We start from the raw sequence: 15,156 nt of genomic DNA, 5'->3' as shown, positions 1-15,156 counted from the left end.
GCTACCGGCTGCGCCGTCCCGTCCCGCCGGGTCTCGCCAGCCGTTTCCAGCCGAGGGAACTCTCGGTAGGCTGCGGACCCATGCCAGCCCCGGTCGCCCCCGCCGACAAGCGCAATCCACCGCTGCTCACCGTGCTCTTCTGGATCGGCGTCGCGCTGGCGCCGGTGGCGGCGCTGATCCTGCTCGTCGCCGACGGCAACGGTCCGCTGCGGTTCGCCGCCGTGCTCGCCATCCTGGCCGTGGTCCTGATCGGCCTGTCGATCACGTTGCGCGCCGACGGCGCCGGCCCGGCCCGCACCGAGGAGCTGCTGGACGAGATGGAGCAGCTCCGCCACGAGCTGCGCGGGGAGATCGTGGCGGCCGCCCAGCGCGGCAACCAGGCGCTCGACCAGGCCCAGCGGGCCCAGGAGGCGGTCGCCGCGCTGCGCCGGCGGCTGGACGCCAGCAGCGCCGCGCTGGCCGGAGTCGACGACCAGGCCGATGCCGGCCGGGGCCCGGGATCCGCCGACGACGGGTTCTCCGGCCGGGGGCGGGCGCCGGGCCAGGACGATCCGGCGTCCCGCTGGGGACGCGCCGACCGGGACGACGAGGAGCCCGCCCGCCGGCCCCAGCCGGGCCCGCGCGTCGAGCGGCCGGCGGCCCAGGCCGGGGCGTACGGCGGGGACCGGCCCACCGGCGGCTCGGCCGGCGGGTACGGCGGTGACCGGCCCGCCACCACCGGGTCCGCCGGGGTGTACGGCGGGGACCGACCCGCCGGCGGAGCGGCCGGGGTGTACGGGGCGGCCCGGCCGGCGGAGCCCGAGAGCCAGCCCGCCGCGCGCCCGCTCGGGGTGGTGCGGCACACCGAGACCGTCCACGTCACCACCCGGCACACCATCGTGGACGGTGGCGCGTCCGTGCCCGGCGACCCGGGCAGCCGGTACGGCGGCGGGTACGCGGGACGGTGGTCGCCGGCACCGGAGGAGCGGCCGTGGTCCGGCGAGTCGGACGACCGGCCCCGGGCCGGCCACGGCGACCCGGAGGACCGGTCCCGGCGCGACGACGACCGTTCCCGGCGGAACGACGACCGGTCGTGGGCGACGGCCGGCGTGCCCCGGGACGACGACCGGTCGCGATCGCGCGACGGGGGCGAGTGGTCCGGGCAGGGGACCGACCGCGAGTGGCCGGGCCGACGGGACGAACGCGGGCAGCGGCAGGAGCGCGGGCAGCACTGGGACGACCGGGGCTGGGACGGCACGGGCGGGCCGGCGGCCTGGGCCGTGCCGGCCGAGCAGCCGGGGCGGGGCCGGCCGCACCAGCCCGACGAGGCGGGGCCGGAGAGCGGTGAGTACTGGTCGGAGCTGCGCGCCGGTGACCGGTGGGCGGCCGTGCGGGACGACGACCGGGGCCGGGAACTGCGGGTCGGGGAGCGACGCGCCGAGGTGCACGCGGACGCCACCGGCACCGAGTACCGGGTCGAGGACCGCTGGGCGACGGTCCGCCGGGACGAGCCGCATCGGGAACGGGCGGACGACGGATGGCGGGGCGGCTGGACGGAGCCAGGGGACGCGCCGGCGCTGCCGGCCGGCGGGGTGCCGGTGCCCGAGGAGTGGCGCCCGCCCCGCCAGCGCGGGCACCAGCCCGAGGCGCACCGCGCCCGCCAGCCGGAGCCCGAGCCGGAGCGGTACGGCCGACGGCAGGAGGAACGCTACGGCTACCCGCCGCAGGACGACGCCCCCCGCGCGGGCGGCTCGCGTTCCGCCGACCGCTGGCGCTGACCGGCGACCGGGGCCGCGCGGGTCACTTGTCGATGTCGCCGACCACGAAGAACATCGAGCCGAGAATGGCGATCAGGTCCGACACCAGGCAGCCGGGGAGCAGGGTGGCCAGCGCCTGCACGTTCGCGTACGACGCGGTGCGCAGCTTGAGCCGCCACGGCGTCTTCTCGCCTCGGGAGACCAGGTAGTAGCCGTTGATGCCGAGCGGGTTCTCGGTCCACGCGTAGGTGTGCCCCTCCGGCGCCTTGAGCACCTTCGGCAGCCGGGTGTTGACCGGCCCGGTGAGCCGGTCCACCCGGTCCAGGCACTGCTCGGCGAGGTCGAGCGAGGCGTACACCTGGTCGAGCAGCACCTCGAAGCGGGCGTGGCAGTCCCCGGCGGTCTTCGTCACCACCGGCACGTCCAGCTGGTCGTAGGCCAGGTAGGGCTCGTCGCGGCGCAGGTCGAGGTCGAGGCCGGAGGCCCGGGCGACCGGCCCGGACGCGCCGAACGCGGCGGCGTCCGCCGCGGTGAGCACGCCGACGCCGACCGTGCGGGCCAGGAAGATCTCGTTGCGCCGGATCAGGTTGTCCAGGTCCGGCATGCGTCCGCGGACCTCCGCGACGGCGGCCCGCGCCCGGCCGGTCCAGCCGGACGGCACCTCCTCCTTGAGGCCGCCCACCCGGTTGAACATGTAGTGGATCCGGCCGCCGGAGACCTCCTCCATCACGGCCTGGATCGTCTCCCGCTCGCGGAACGCGTAGAACATCGGCGTGATCGCGCCGATCTCCAGCGGGTAGGAGCCGAGGAACATCAGGTGGTTGAGCACCCGGTTCAGCTCCGCGAGGGCCATCCGCAGCCAGGTGGCCCGTTCCGGCACCTCCATGCCCATCAGCCGCTCCACGGCGAGCACCACGCCCAGCTCGTTGGAGAAGGCCGAGAGCCAGTCGTGCCGGTTGGCCAGCACGATGATCTGCCGGTAGTCGCGGACCTCGAAGAGCTTCTCCGCGCCCCGGTGCATGTAGCCGACGATCGGCTCGCAGGCCACCACGCGCTCGCCGTCGAGCACCAGCCTCAGCCGGAGCACGCCGTGCGTGGAGGGGTGCTGCGGCCCGATGTTGAGCACCATGTCGGTGCCGAGCTGCTCCCCGCCGGTGCCCGCCACCAGGCCCGCTCCGGTGCCGACGGTCAGCTCGCGGAGGTCGCCGGCGTCCGTGGTCATGTCCGTCATCGTGCCATGAACCGCTCGGGGTCGACGCCGACCGGTTGCCGCAGCCACCAGTGCCCGCCCAGCCCGGCCGGGTCGGTCAGCTCCGCCACGGCCGAGGCGGCGGCGAGCGCCCGCACGTACCCGACCGGGTCGCTGGCGGCCAGGCTCAGCGCCGGTCGCCCGCCGTCGGCCCCGAGCGCCCGCAGCGCCGCCCGCTGCGACACCAGGTCGTACGCGCACCGGGCGACCCGCCCACCGGCGGAGGCGACGGAGTCGACGGCGACGTGTGCGGTGACGTCGCAGGTCCCGTCGGGCACCGGCGGCACCTGCCGCCCGCCCCGGTACCCGGTCAGGCTCCCGTCGACCGGTCGGTCGTCCCTCAGGTGCCCGTAGTCCACGGCCAACGCCAGCCCCCGGTCGACGTGGCGCACGGCCTCCGCCCAGGCCTCGTCGCGGGTCCGGCCGATCTCTGCTCGCACCCCGGTGGCCCGGAACCCTGACCTGGTCGGGCCGATCCCGTCCGCGCCGGCCCCCGGCGCCGGCCACCATCGGGCCAGCCAGTCGGCGTCGGCGGGGTCGACCGGGTTACCCACGGTCTCCGCTCCGCTGGCCGGGTCGACCAGCAGGTAGCGCCAGCCGTCGGCGGTGTGCACCGCCACGTCGAGCGGCACGTTGTCCAGCCACTCGGTAGCCACCAGCAGCCCGGTGATCCCGTCGGGGATCTCGTCCAGCCAGTCGATCCCGTCCGGCAGGTCGGCCGGTCGGGGCGCCTTCTCGACGGCGGTGAGGCGTACCCGTCGAGCGAGCGTAACCGGCGCGGACGGGGCGGGACCGGCGGGCGACGGGCCGGACGGGAGCGAGGGCCGGGCGGCGGCCGGGGGAGTCGGGGTTGCCGGGGAGGCCGCCTGCGGAGGGATCAAGCCTGACCGCCCGGAGCGGGCGGGCTCCCCGGCAACCCCCAGGGCGGCGGAGAGCGCACGCAGCAACTCACCCCGACCCGCTCCCACGTCGACGACGGAGAGGACAGCGGGGTGGCCGAGGGCGGCGTCGACCTGCTCGACGAGCCGCAGCAGCGCGGCGGCGAAGGCGGGGGACGCGTGCACGCTGGTGCGGAAGTGGTCGGCCGGGCCGGAGCCGGCGACGAAGAACCCGCCCGGCCCGTAGAGCGCCCGGTCCATGGCGTCCCGCCAGCGGACCGGCATCAGCTCATCCCTCGTCCCGCAGGGGCGACCAGATCTCCAGCACGGGGTCGGACGGTCGGAGCGCGTCGAGGTCGGGGGCCGCCCGCCCGGCGCGGGCGGAGATGACGGTCACCGCCTCCCGGAACCCGTCGACCGTCTCGCCGACCTCCATGAACTCGCCCGACACGTGGGTGACCTCGAAGTACAGGAACCGGTGCTCCGCGGGGGGCAGCGCGGCGACCGAGACGTGTTGGATCTCGGCCCAGGGCCAGCCGAAGCTGTGCCGATCGTCCTCCGTCCGGATGCCGACCTCGTCCACCACGATCCGCTCCGTCACAGGCGGCACTGTAGCCGCAGCCGGCCGCCCACGCCGCCGGGAACGCCCCCGCGCACCGCCCGGTGAAGGTTTTCACAGACCCTGTTTCGGCTCCGTCACGGCGGCGCATACTTGCGATCGACCGGTACCCCCTCCGAGGACTGGATCGTTGCCATGAGCGCACCGCTGCGCCCGCAGGCGGCCACCCCGCCTACGGCCGCCGTACCGTCGGGCGGCGCCACATCCGGCGCCCCGCTCTCCTTCCCGCGCACGCTCACCGTCGGCGTCGTCGGCGCCGGCCGGGTCGGCGCGGCGCTGGGCGCCGCGCTCGTCGCCGCCGGCCACCGGGTGGCCGCCGCCTCCGGCGGCTCCGGCGCCTCGCAGGCCCGGCTGGCGCTGCTGCTGCCCCGGGTACCCCGCCGCTCCGCCGCCGCCGTGGCCCGCGCGGCCACCGATCTGCTGCTGCTCGCCGTGCCGGACGACGCGCTCGCCGGGGTCGTCGCCGACCTGGCCGACAGCGGCGCGCTGCGTCCCGGCCAGGTCGTGGCGCACGTCTCCGGCGCGCACGGGTTGGCCGTGCTCGCCCCCGCCGCCCCGGCGGGCGCCCGGCCGCTCGCCCTGCACCCCGCCATGACCTTCACCGGTACGCCGGACGACCTCGCCCGGCTGGCCGGCATCTCGTACGGCGTGACGGCCCCGGCGGAGCTGCGCCCCCTGGCCGCCCGGCTGGTCGCCGACCTCGGTGGCGTGCCGGAGTGGGTCGGCGAGGCCGACCGGCCGCTCTACCACGCGGCGCTGGCGCACGGCGCCAACCACCTGGTGACCCTGGTCAACGAGGCGGCCGACCGGCTGCGCGACGCCGGGGTGGCCCAGCCGGAGAAGGTGCTCGCCCCGCTGCTGCGGGCAGCCCTGGAGAATGCGCTGCGCCTCGGCGACGACGCGCTGACCGGGCCGGTGTCCCGGGGCGACGCCGGCACGGTCGAGCGGCACCTGGCCCGGCTCGCCGCCACCGCACCCGAGTCGGTCGCGCCCTACCTGGCCCTGGCCCGGCGTACGGCCGACCGGGCCATCGCCGCCGGCCGGCTCCGCCCGGTCGACGCGGAGTCGCTGCTCGGCGTGCTGGCCGGGACCCGGCGGGAGGTCGCCGCGTGAACGGGCCGACGATGGACGGAGGGGACCGCGTGACGGAGTTGGTGCACACCCGCGCCGAGCTGGCCGCGGCGCGGGACGGGCTCAAGGGCACTGTCGGCGTCGTGATGACCATGGGCGCCCTGCACTCCGGGCACGAGACGCTGCTGCGGGCGGCCCGGGAGCGGGCCGACCACGTGCTCGTCACGATCTTCGTCAACCCGCTCCAGTTCGGGCCGAACGAGGACTTCGACCGTTACCCGCGCACCCTCGACGCCGACCTGGAGATCTGTCGGCGGGCGGGCGCCGACGTGGTGTTCGCCCCGTCGGTGGCGGACATGTACCCGGACGGCCAGCCCCGCGTCCGGGTCGACCCGGGTCCGCTCGGCGAGGACCTGGAGGGGCAGAGCCGCCCCGGGTTCTTCCACGGGGTGCTGACGGTGGTGTTGAAGCTGCTCCAGCTCACCCGCCCCGACCTGGCGTTCTTCGGGGAGAAGGACTACCAGCAGCTCACCCTGGTGCGGCGGATGGCCCGGGATCTCGACGTGCCGGTCGAGGTGGTCGGCGTGCCCACCGTGCGGGAGCCCGACGGGCTCGCCCTGTCCAGCCGCAACCGCTACCTCTCCCCGGCCGAGCGGGAGACCGCGTTGAGCCTGTCGGCGGCGCTGCGGGCCGGTGCCGAGGCCGCCGACGCGGGCGGTGACGCGGGGGCCGTGCTCGCCGCCGCGCACGCCGCCTTCGGCGCCGGTACGCCCGGCGCGCGGCTCGACTACCTGGTGCTCACCGACCCGGACCTGGAGCCGGGGCCGGTGTCCGGTCCGGCACGGCTGCTCGTCGCCGCCTGGGTCGGCGGCACCCGGCTGATCGACAACGCGGCGATCCGGCTCGCCCCCCGCTCCTGAATCCGGCCCCCACCACGTTCCCGAAAGGCATCCCGATGCTGCGCACCATGCTCAAGTCGAAGATCCACCGGGCCACGGTGACCCAGGCCGACCTGCACTATGTCGGCTCGGTCACCATCGACGAGGACCTGCTCGACGCCGCCGATCTGCTCCCGGGCGAGCAGGTGGCGATCGTGGACATCACCAACGGGGCCCGGTTGGAGACGTACGTGATCCCGGGCGAGCGGGGCAGCGGCGTGATCGGCATCAACGGTGCCGCCGCCCACCTGGTGCACCCGGGCGACCTGGTCATCCTCATCTCGTACGGGCAGATGGACGACGCCGAGTCCCGGGCCTATCGGCCGAGGGTCGTGCACGTCGACGCCGACAACCGGATCGTCGAGCTGAACACCGACCCCACCACCGCCGCCCCCGGCACCGCCGGCGCCCCCGTCCCCAACCCATACGCCGCCGCCTGACCCGCCCCGCTCGCCTTCTGCCGCCACAAGTCCCGTCTGTCGGGGCGGTGACCGCGGGTGCGCGGCGTACGGGGTGAATGGGAGCGCGAGCGCGGTCTGTCACCGGAGGGCGGCGGTGGGTAGTCTGGGTGCCCGTCGAAGAGACGCGGTGGCTGGGGGAGGCCGCGATGCGCCGTTCGATGACCACCCTGCTCGCCGCCGTGAGCGCGGCAGTCCTCCTGGTCGGCTGCGCCGGCTCCGCCGGGCTGGACGGTGACCTGGCCGACGACTGGGCGGCCCTGCCCGCGCCCGGCCCGTTCACCCCGGCCGCCGGCGTCTGCCAGGCCGCCGACTTCACCGACGTGGTGACCCTGGCGACGTACGCGCCGGTGGACTGCGCCGCGCCGCACCGGGTCGAGACCGTGCACGTGGGCGCCTTCCCGGCCGAGCGGGCCACCCCGCCACCGGGCGGCTCGGCCGAGCTGCGGGGCGCGTTCGCCGACTGCGACGCGCGCGTCACCGGGCACGTCGGCGACGACTGGCGGGCCGGGCGGCTCCGGCTGGCCGTGGCCCTGCCGTCCGGGCCCGGCTGGGCGGCCGGCTCCCGCTGGTACCGGTGCGACCTGACCGAGGTGAGCACCGTCGAGGCCGCCGCCACGGTGGTCACCCGCTCCGGCAGCCTGCGGGACGCGCTGCGCGGGCCGTCGCCGCTGCGGCTCGGCTGCCAGCAGACCCGGGCCGGCGGCGGGGCGGTGCGGACGCTGCTCCCCGTCGACTGCGCCACCCGGCACGACGCCGAGTTCGTCGGGGTGTGGCGGGCGCCGGACCGCCCGTACCCGACGCGGCCCGCCGACTGGGCCCCGCTCTACGCCGGCTGCCGCTCGGTGCTGGGCCGCTACGTGGGGGTGCCCGACGACGCGGACCTGCGCTTCCGCAGCGGGGTGGTGGTGCGACCGCCGGGGGCGGGGCGCTGGCGCGTCGGCGACCGCGGCGTCCGCTGCTACCTGTGGCTCGACGACCGTACGGTGACCGGCTCCCTGAGGGGCGCGGGCCCGGCCGCCCTGCCGGTCCGGACGAGGTAGGCACCCTCCCGGCCACCGGACGCGATGGTCCAAACCACTCGTCCCGCCCCCGCCGCCCCCCGCGAGGGCCCTTCGGGTTGACTGTGGGCATGGACCTTCCGACCGTGGACCTGCCGGCGCTGCCCCGACTGCTGGCCGCCCCCGCGCCCGGCTGGGTGGAGACCACCGACGTGATCGTGGTCGGCTCCGGGGTGGCGGGGCTCACCGCCGCGCTGCACCTGCGGGAGGCGGGCCTGCACGTCACCGTGGTCACGAAGGTCAACATCGACGAGGGTTCGACCCGCTGGGCGCAGGGCGGCATCGCCGCCGTGCTTGACCCGCACGACACCCCGGCCGCGCACGCCTCCGACACGGAGATCGCCGGCGTCGGGCTCTGCGACCCGGCGGCGGTGCGGGTGCTGGTCGAGGAGGGCCCGACCCGGTTGCGCGAGCTGATGCGGATCGGGGCGGAGTTCGACCGCAACCCGGACGGCTCGCTGATGCTCACCCGCGAGGGCGGGCACCGGGCGGACCGGATCGTGCACGCCGGCGGCGACGCCACCGGGGCCGAGGTCCAGCGGGCCCTGCACGCCGCCGTCCGCCGCGACCCGTGGATCCGGCTGGTCGAGCACGCCCTGGTGCTGGACCTGCTGCGCGCGCCCGGCGACGGCCCGGGCGGGCTCGGCGCGGCCTGCGGCATCACCCTGCACGTGCTCGGCGAGGGCAGCGAGGACGGGGTGGGCGCCATCCTGGCCCGGGCGGTCGTCCTGGCCACCGGCGGGATGGGCCAGATCTACGCGGCCACCACCAACCCGGCCGTGTCGACCGGGGACGGGGTGGCGCTGGCGATGCGCGCCGGCGCGGCGGTCACCGACGTGGAGTTCGTCCAGTTCCATCCGACCGCGCTGATCACCCCGGCCGGCGCGGGCGTGCCGGGCGCCGGGCACGCCCAGCAGCCGCTCGTCTCCGAGGCCCTGCGCGGCGAGGGCGCCCACCTGGTCGACGGCGACGGCAAGCGGTTCATGGTCGGGCAGCACGAGCTGGCCGAGCTGGCGCCCCGGGACGTGGTGGCCAAGGGCATCCACCGGGTGCTGCTGGCCACCGGCGCGGACCACGTCTTCCTCGACGCCCGGCACCTGGGCGGCGACTTCCTGGCCCGGCGCTTCCCGACCATCGTCGCGTCCTGCCTGGCCATCGGGGTCGACCCGGCGGCCGACCTGATCCCGGTGGCCCCGGCCGCCCACTACGCCTCCGGCGGCGTCCGCACCGACCTGCGCGGCCGCACCTCCATCCCCGGCCTGTACGCCTGCGGCGAGGTCGCCTGCACGGGCGTGCACGGCGCGAACCGGCTGGCCAGCAACTCCCTGCTGGAGGGGCTGGTGTTCTCCCGGCGGATCGCCGAGGACATCGCCGTCGGGCTGCCGGAGCAGGCCCAGCCGGCGTCGACCGGCGCCTGGGTCGGCGGCGAGGGCTGGGTGGTGCCGGCCGAGGCGACGCCGACCCTGCAACGGGCGATGACCCGGGGCGCGGGCGTACTCCGCTCGGCGCAGACCCTCGTGGGGACCGCCGACGCGCTGACCGGGCTCGGCGAGGGCCGGGGCCGGCCGCGGACGGCCGACTGGGAGGCGACGAACCTGATCACCGTGGCGTCGGCGCTGGTCGCCGCCGCGTACGCCCGCCGGGAGACCCGGGGCTGCCACTGGCGGGAGGACTTCCCGACGGCCGACGAGCGGTGGCTCGGCCACCTCGTCGGCGCGGTCGGGGCGCAGGGCCGGTTGACGTCTCAGTGGGAGGGGATTCGATGACGGAGTCGACGGAGCGGGCGTTGCGGGACGCCGGCCTGGACCCGGCGCAGGTGCGGCGGGTGGTCGGGAACGCGCTGGCCGAGGACCTGGGGCCCGACTTCCTCGACGTCACGAGCGTCGCCACCATCCCCGCGGGGCAGACCGACACGGCCGACCTGGTGGCCCGCGCCGACGGCGTGGTGGCCGGGCTGGCCGTGGCGGCGGCCGTGTTCGAGCTGGTCGGCGAGGTGACCGGCGCCGGCCGTACGGTCGAGGTGTCGCTGGTGGCCCACGACGGCGCGCGGGTGGCGCGCGGCGACGTGCTGGCCACGGTGACCGGCCCGACCCGGCTGCTGCTCACCGCCGAGCGGACGGCGCTGAACCTGCTCTGCCGGATGTCCGGGGTGGCCACCCACACCCGGGCCTGGGCGGACGCGCTGGCCGGCACCAAGGCGATGGTGCTGGACACCCGCAAGACCACCCCGGGCCTGCGTGTCCTGGAGAAGTACGCGGTCCGCGCCGGCGGCGGCACGAACAAGCGGATGGGCCTGCACGACGTCGCCATGATCAAGGACAACCACAAGCTGGCGGCGGGCGGCATCACGGCGGCCTTCCGCCGGGTCCGGGAGACCTTCCCGGACGTGCCGGTGCAGGTCGAGGTGGACACGCTCGCCGAGGCGGTGGAGGCCGTCGAGGCCGGAGCGGAATTCCTGCTGCTGGACAACATGACCCCGGAGATGCTCACCGAGGTGGTTGCCGCCGTGGGGGACCGGGCGGAGCTGGAGGCGACCGGCGGGCTGACCCTCGACGTCGCGGCGCGCTACGCGGCGACCGGCGTCGACTTCCTGTCGGTCGGGGCACTGACCCACTCCTCGCCGATCCTCGACATCGCCATGGACCTGCGCACCGAGTGAACCGGCGGCAGGCCGTTGTCTAGGCTGCGATCGTGCTGCTCTGCATCGACATCGGAAACACCAACACCGTGCTGGCGACCTTCGACGGCGACAAGCTGGTGCACTCCTGGCGGATCAAGACCGATGCGCGGTCGACGGCGGACGAGCTGGGCCTGAAGTTCCGGGGCCTGCTCGCCGGGGACGCCGTCGAGATCACCGGCGTGGCGGCCTGCTCCACCGTGCCGGCCGCGCTGCGCTCGCTGCGCACCATGCTGTCCCGCTACTACGCCGACCTGCCGAGCGTGATCGTCGAGCCCGGGGTGCGCACCGGTGTGCAGCTCGCCATCGACAACCCGAAGGAGGTGGGCGCCGACCGGGTGGTGAACACCCTGGCCGCGTACACCCTCTACGGCGGGCCGTCGATCGTGGTGGACTTCGGCACCACCACCAACTTCGACGTGATCAGCGACCGGGGCGAGTTCCTCGGCGGCGCCTTCGCGCCGGGCATCGAGATCTCCTTCGACGCGCTCGCCGCCCGAGCCGCCCAGCTGCGCAAGGTGGAGGCCACCCGGCCCCGCTCGGTGATCGGCAAGAACACCGTCGAGTGCCTCCAGTCCGGCCTCTACTTCGGCTTCGCCGGTCAGGTCGACCGGATCGTCGAGCGGATGACCGAGGAGCTGGGCGAGGTGCGGGCCGTCATCGCCACCGGCGGGCTCGCCGGCCTGGTGATCAACGAGTGCCGCACGATCACCCACCACGAGCCGATGATCACCCTGATCGGCCTGCGGATGGTCTACGACCGCAACGTCTGACCCCGCCGGCCCCGGTCCCGGGCCGCCGCCGGGGCCGGGCGCCGCCGCCGGCCTCAGCGCCGCCGGGCGCGGCAGACGAGCGTGCGGTACGGCAGGTCGAAGCGCTCCCGCCCGGCCAGGTCGGGGTGGGTGTCCAGCAGGTCGCGCAGTTCCCGGTCGAGGTCCCGCCGCCGTTCCGGGTCGGCCGTCAGGTAGTACGAGCGGGTCCGGACCATGCCGACCAGCTCGTCCGGGGTGAGCGTGGTGCGGTGCGCGAAAACGGCCTGCTCGGCCGGCGCGAACGCCGGCCCGAAGTCGCCGACGCGGCTGGCCAGGTCGTCGGCGCTGCCGCCCATCCGGGCGATCTTCGTCAGCTCCGCCACCCAGCCGGTCCGCTCGTCCCGCAGGTTCCAGATCGGCGCGAGGACGCCGCCGGGCCGGAGCAGCCGGGCGATCTCGGCGTGCGCCCGCTCCCGGTCGAACCAGTGGTACGCCTGCCCCGCCAGCACCGCGTCGGCCGCGCCGTCCGGCAGCGGCACCGACTCGGCGCTGCCCGCCACGGCCGTGGTGCCCGGGGTGACGGCGTCCAAGCGGGCCCGCATCCCGGGGTCCGGCTCGACGGGCACCACCTCGTGTCCGAGGGCGAGCACCCCGCGGGTGAGGATGCCGGTCCCGGCGCCCAGCTCGACGACGCGGGCGGGCGCGTCCAGCCCGTCGAGCGCCCAGCGCACCGCCTCCTCGGGATAGCGGGGCCGGAACCGGTCGTATTCGCCCGCCGCCGCACCGAACGACAGGGCGTGAGTGGGGTCGGTCATGGCGGGCAGGTTATCCCGTAACGCCTCCCTGGCGCCTTGAGTACGCTCGGGGCCTGACCCCGCCCGAAATCTCCTTCTGAGGAAGCGTGCCGTGACCGAGCAGACTCCCGTGCCAGTCGATCCCGCCGACGACCTTCCCGAGCAGATGAAGGTCCGCCGGGAGAAGCGGGACCGGATGCTCGCCGAGGGCGTCGAGCCGTACCCGGTCGGATTCCCCCGGACCAGCACGCTGGCCGAGATCCGCGAGAAGTACGCCGAGCTGCCCACCGACACCGCCACCGGCGACCGTGCCTCGGTCACCGGCCGGGTGATCTTCGTACGCAACACCGGCAAGCTCTGCTTCGCCACCCTCAGGGACGGCGACGGCACCGAGTTGCAGGCGATGCTCTCGCTGGACCGGGTCGGCGCCGAGCGGCTGGACGACTGGAAGCGCCTCGTCGACCTCGGCGACCACGTCGGGGTGACCGGCGAGGTGATCACCAGCCGCCGGGGCGAGCTGTCCGTGTTGGCCGACGAGTGGGCGGTCACGGCGAAGGCGCTGCGCCCGCTGCCGGTGGCGCACAAGCCGCTGAGCGAGGAGGCGCGGGTCCGGCAGCGCTACGTCGACCTGATCGTCCGGCCGCAGGCGCGCCAGATGGTACGCACCCGGGCCGCGACCGTCCGCAGCCTGCGCGACTCGCTGCACGACCGGGACTTCATCGAGGTGGAGACCCCGATGCTGCAGTTGCTGCACGGCGGCGCGGCGGCCCGGCCATTCGTGACCCACAGCAATGCGCTGAGCACCGATCTGTATCTGCGAATCGCGCCGGAACTGTTTCTCAAGCGGGCCGTCGTCGGCGGCGTCGACCGGGTCTTCGAGATCAACCGCAACTTCCGTAATGAGGGCATCGACTCCTCGCACTCCCCGGAGTTCGCGATGCTCGAGGCATACCAGGCGTACGGCGACTACGACACGATGGCGGAGCTGACCCGCAATCTCGTGCAGCAGGCGGCGATCGCGGTCGCCGGCTCGACCGTGGTCACCCACGCCGACGGCCGGGAGTTCGATCTGGGCGGGGAGTGGCGCTCGGTGACCCTCTTCGGGGTGCTTTCCGAGGCGCTCGGCGAGGAAGTCACGGTACGCACCGAGCACGCCCGCCTCGTCGAGTACGCCGACAAGGTCGGATTGGCGGTCGACCCGAAGTGGGGGCCGGGCAAGCTCGCCGAGGAACTGTTCGAGGAACTGGTCGTCCCCGGCCTCCAGGCACCCACCTTCGTCCGCGACTACCCGGAGGAGACCAGCCCGCTCACCCGGGCGCACCGCAGCGAGCCGGGACTGGCCGAGAAGTGGGACCTCTACGTGCTCGGGTTCGAGCTGGGGACGGCGTACTCGGAGCTGGTGGACCCGGTGGTGCAGCGGGAGCGGCTGCTGGCCCAGGCGCAGCTCGCGGCCCGCGGCGACGACGAGGCGATGCGGCTGGACGAGGACTTCCTCCGGGCGATGGAGTACGGAATGCCGCCGGCCGGGGGTATGGGAATGGGAATCGACCGACTCTTGATGGCGCTGACGGGCCTGGGAATTCGGGAAACCATCCTCTTCCCCCTGGTGCGGCCGGAGTAGTCGCGTACTCGCACCGGGTCGTTACCGCATCCTATTGACGCGACAAGCGTCGCACGGGTTATTGTGCTCTCAAGTTTGCAGGAGCACCCTGCTCGAAAGGAATGTGGGACGTGGCCAAGCAGATCATTCATAAGCTGGTCGATGACCTGGACGGCGGGGACGCTGACGAGACCGTCAAGTTCGCGCTCGACGGCGTTCAGTACGAGATCGACCTGTCGAGCTCGAACGCCGAGAAATTGCGTGACGTATTCGCTCCCTACATCGCCCACGGCACCAAGGTGGGCCGGGGCGGTGTCGTCGTGGGCGGCCGGGCCGCGCGCGGCCGGGGCGGCGCCACCGCCGACCGGGAGCAGAACAAGGCGATCCGGGCCTGGGCCAAGAAGGCCGGCAAGGACATCTCCGACCGGGGCCGGATCCCGCAGGAGATCGTCGACGAGTACCACTCCAAGGCCGGTCACTGACCCGACCGCCGACGGGCGACAGACGCCGGGCCGGAGCACGACTCCGGGCCGGCGTCGCCGTATCCGCCCACGGGTGCGCCCGGGCCGGGAAGAATTCCGCCCCGCCGGAGGTTGTCCACAGCCGGTGGAGAATTTGTCCACAGCCTGTGGACGACTCCCCGGCGGCCCGGGTTCGGGGCCGCGTCGGCGCCGGCACCGGCCGGCGGACGCGGTCCGGGCGGTGGCCGAATTTCGCTCTGCGCGTACAGGCGGGGGTCGCGGAACACCCCCTGAGCGCGGACGGTTGAGTAAAACGACGCGTACGCGGCCTCCGGCGGGGACACACGACCTCAGCGGAGTCGGTCTGCGGCGATAGAGTAAGTAGGCACGGACGCCCGTCCCGGACGTCCGCGCACCGGCCCCGCCACGACTTCTTGACCATCAAGATCGAGTGCGCACGGCACGTGAGGAGCACGAGGGCATGTTCGAGCGGTTCACCGACCGAGCGCGACGGGTTGTCGTCCTGGCCCAGGAAGAGGCCCGGATGCTCAACCACAACTACATCGGTACGGAGCACATCCTGCTGGGTCTGATCCATGAGGGTGAGGGCGTCGCTGCCAAGGCTCTGGAGAGTCTTGGTATCTCCCTGGAGGGTGTGCGTCAGCAGGTCGAGGAGATCATCGGCCAGGGTCAGCAGGCGCCGAGCGGGCATATCCCGTTCACGCCGCGGGCGAAGAAGGTGTTGGAGCTGTCGCTGCGTGAGGCGTTGCAGCTCGGGCACAACTACATCGGTACGGAGCACATCCTGCTGGGCCTGATCCGTGAGGGTGAGGGCGTTGCTGCCCAGGTGCTGGTGAAGCTG

The 15,156-nt window shown here is 74.8% G+C and carries 15 protein-coding genes; 11 read left to right on the top strand and 4 right to left on the bottom strand.

Annotation, left to right across the window (positions count from 1 at the left end):
• The first annotated feature begins 80 nt into the window (after positions 1 to 80).
• Positions 81 to 1,757 carry a 6TM ABC transporter family protein gene (locus tag ABT006_RS22925; RefSeq protein WP_350709417.1) on the top strand — a complete coding sequence of 559 codons (1,677 nt, stop codon included), beginning with the start codon at positions 81 to 83 and terminating at the stop codon, positions 1,755 to 1,757.
• A gap of 22 nt (positions 1,758 to 1,779) precedes the next feature.
• On the opposite strand, the gene ABT006_RS22920 is transcribed toward ABT006_RS22925, so the two are convergent.
• From ABT006_RS22920 to ABT006_RS22910, 3 genes are read right to left on the bottom strand one after another with little or no spacing between them, the layout of a single operon-like run.
• On the bottom strand, positions 1,780 to 2,967 hold the full coding sequence (locus tag ABT006_RS22920; protein WP_350709415.1) for an NADH-quinone oxidoreductase subunit D: 1,188 nt from the start codon (positions 2,965 to 2,967) through the stop codon (positions 1,780 to 1,782).
• Entirely contained in the window at positions 2,964 to 4,148 is a 1,185-nt protein-coding gene (locus ABT006_RS22915; protein ID WP_350709414.1) for an SAM-dependent methyltransferase, read from the bottom strand. The genes ABT006_RS22920 and ABT006_RS22915 overlap by 4 nt, the downstream gene beginning before the upstream one ends.
• Before the next feature lie 4 nt (positions 4,149 to 4,152).
• Positions 4,153 to 4,464, bottom strand: a complete 312-nt coding sequence (locus ABT006_RS22910; protein WP_350709412.1) for a hypothetical protein — start codon at positions 4,462 to 4,464, stop codon at positions 4,153 to 4,155.
• A gap of 153 nt (positions 4,465 to 4,617) precedes the next feature.
• Here ABT006_RS22910 and ABT006_RS22905 point away from each other — a divergent pair, with 153 nt between their 5' ends.
• The 7 genes from ABT006_RS22905 to ABT006_RS22875 all read left to right on the top strand — a co-directional run bounded on the left by ABT006_RS22905 (position 4,618) and on the right by ABT006_RS22875 (position 11,460).
• Positions 4,618 to 5,595 (top strand): Rossmann-like and DUF2520 domain-containing protein, encoded by a 978-nt coding sequence (locus ABT006_RS22905; protein WP_350709410.1) that lies wholly within the window; start codon positions 4,618 to 4,620, stop codon positions 5,593 to 5,595.
• A 29-nt stretch (positions 5,596 to 5,624) separates the two neighbouring features.
• A complete protein-coding gene (panC, locus tag ABT006_RS22900) occupies positions 5,625 to 6,473 on the top strand; it encodes a pantoate--beta-alanine ligase (RefSeq protein WP_350709408.1) in 849 nt (282 codons plus the stop codon).
• A 35-nt stretch (positions 6,474 to 6,508) separates the two neighbouring features.
• Positions 6,509 to 6,931 (top strand): aspartate 1-decarboxylase, encoded by a 423-nt coding sequence (gene panD / locus ABT006_RS22895; protein WP_350709406.1) that lies wholly within the window; start codon positions 6,509 to 6,511, stop codon positions 6,929 to 6,931.
• A 167-nt stretch (positions 6,932 to 7,098) separates the two neighbouring features.
• Positions 7,099 to 7,992, top strand: coding sequence for a septum formation family protein (locus ABT006_RS22890; RefSeq protein WP_350709404.1), 894 nt, complete (start codon positions 7,099 to 7,101; stop codon positions 7,990 to 7,992).
• Positions 7,993 to 8,081: 89 nt separating this feature from the next.
• Positions 8,082 to 9,776, top strand: coding sequence for an L-aspartate oxidase (locus ABT006_RS22885; protein WP_350709402.1), 1,695 nt, complete (start codon positions 8,082 to 8,084; stop codon positions 9,774 to 9,776).
• Positions 9,773 to 10,669 carry a carboxylating nicotinate-nucleotide diphosphorylase gene (gene nadC / locus ABT006_RS22880; RefSeq protein WP_350709400.1) on the top strand — a complete coding sequence of 299 codons (897 nt, stop codon included), beginning with the start codon at positions 9,773 to 9,775 and terminating at the stop codon, positions 10,667 to 10,669. The genes ABT006_RS22885 and nadC overlap by 4 nt, the downstream gene beginning before the upstream one ends.
• A gap of 32 nt (positions 10,670 to 10,701) precedes the next feature.
• Positions 10,702 to 11,460, top strand: a complete 759-nt coding sequence (locus tag ABT006_RS22875; protein WP_350709398.1) for a type III pantothenate kinase — start codon at positions 10,702 to 10,704, stop codon at positions 11,458 to 11,460.
• Between the two features lie 53 nt (positions 11,461 to 11,513).
• Here the strand turns inward: ABT006_RS22875 and ABT006_RS22870 are convergent, their stop codons facing one another.
• Positions 11,514 to 12,254: a class I SAM-dependent methyltransferase gene (locus tag ABT006_RS22870; protein WP_350709396.1), complete on the bottom strand. Its 741-nt coding sequence runs from the start codon at positions 12,252 to 12,254 to the stop codon at positions 11,514 to 11,516.
• A 91-nt stretch (positions 12,255 to 12,345) separates the two neighbouring features.
• On the opposite strand from ABT006_RS22870, the gene lysS reads away from it, so the two are divergent.
• From lysS to ABT006_RS22855, 3 genes are all read left to right on the top strand, one after another.
• Entirely contained in the window at positions 12,346 to 13,854 is a 1,509-nt protein-coding gene (lysS, locus tag ABT006_RS22865) for a lysine--tRNA ligase (RefSeq protein ID WP_350709394.1), read from the top strand.
• A gap of 110 nt (positions 13,855 to 13,964) precedes the next feature.
• Entirely contained in the window at positions 13,965 to 14,315 is a 351-nt protein-coding gene (locus ABT006_RS22860; RefSeq protein WP_342672168.1) for a histone-like nucleoid-structuring protein Lsr2, read from the top strand.
• 460 nt (positions 14,316 to 14,775) lie between these two features.
• The coding region (locus tag ABT006_RS22855; RefSeq protein WP_350709392.1) for a Clp protease N-terminal domain-containing protein at positions 14,776 to 15,156 on the top strand (381 nt) is incomplete at its 3' end.

This window comes from Micromonospora sp. NPDC002717 (genome assembly GCF_040295705.1).
Classification (GTDB): Bacteria; Actinomycetota; Actinomycetes; order Mycobacteriales; family Micromonosporaceae; genus Micromonospora.
The sequence above is the reverse complement of the archived record's forward strand: the minus strand, read 5'-3'. Positions and strand labels throughout refer to the sequence as shown.

Excerpts from the sequence above, each read along its gene's own strand:
- panD (WP_350709406.1), top strand. The coding sequence starts at position 6,509 with ATGCTGCGCACCATGCTCAAGTCGAAGATCCACCGGGCCACGGTGACC.
- ABT006_RS22915 (WP_350709414.1), bottom strand. The coding sequence starts at position 4,148 with ATGCCGGTCCGCTGGCGGGACGCCATGGACCGGGCGCTCTACGGGCCG.
- ABT006_RS22925 (WP_350709417.1), top strand. The coding sequence starts at position 81 with ATGCCAGCCCCGGTCGCCCCCGCCGACAAGCGCAATCCACCGCTGCTC.
- ABT006_RS22885 (WP_350709402.1), top strand. The coding sequence starts at position 8,082 with ATGGACCTTCCGACCGTGGACCTGCCGGCGCTGCCCCGACTGCTGGCC.
- ABT006_RS22890 (WP_350709404.1), top strand. The coding sequence starts at position 7,099 with ATGCGCCGTTCGATGACCACCCTGCTCGCCGCCGTGAGCGCGGCAGTC.
- nadC (WP_350709400.1), top strand. The coding sequence starts at position 9,773 with ATGACGGAGTCGACGGAGCGGGCGTTGCGGGACGCCGGCCTGGACCCG.
- ABT006_RS22920 (WP_350709415.1), bottom strand. The coding sequence starts at position 2,967 with ATGACGGACATGACCACGGACGCCGGCGACCTCCGCGAGCTGACCGTC.
- ABT006_RS22870 (WP_350709396.1), bottom strand. The coding sequence starts at position 12,254 with ATGACCGACCCCACTCACGCCCTGTCGTTCGGTGCGGCGGCGGGCGAA.
- ABT006_RS22905 (WP_350709410.1), top strand. The coding sequence starts at position 4,618 with ATGAGCGCACCGCTGCGCCCGCAGGCGGCCACCCCGCCTACGGCCGCC.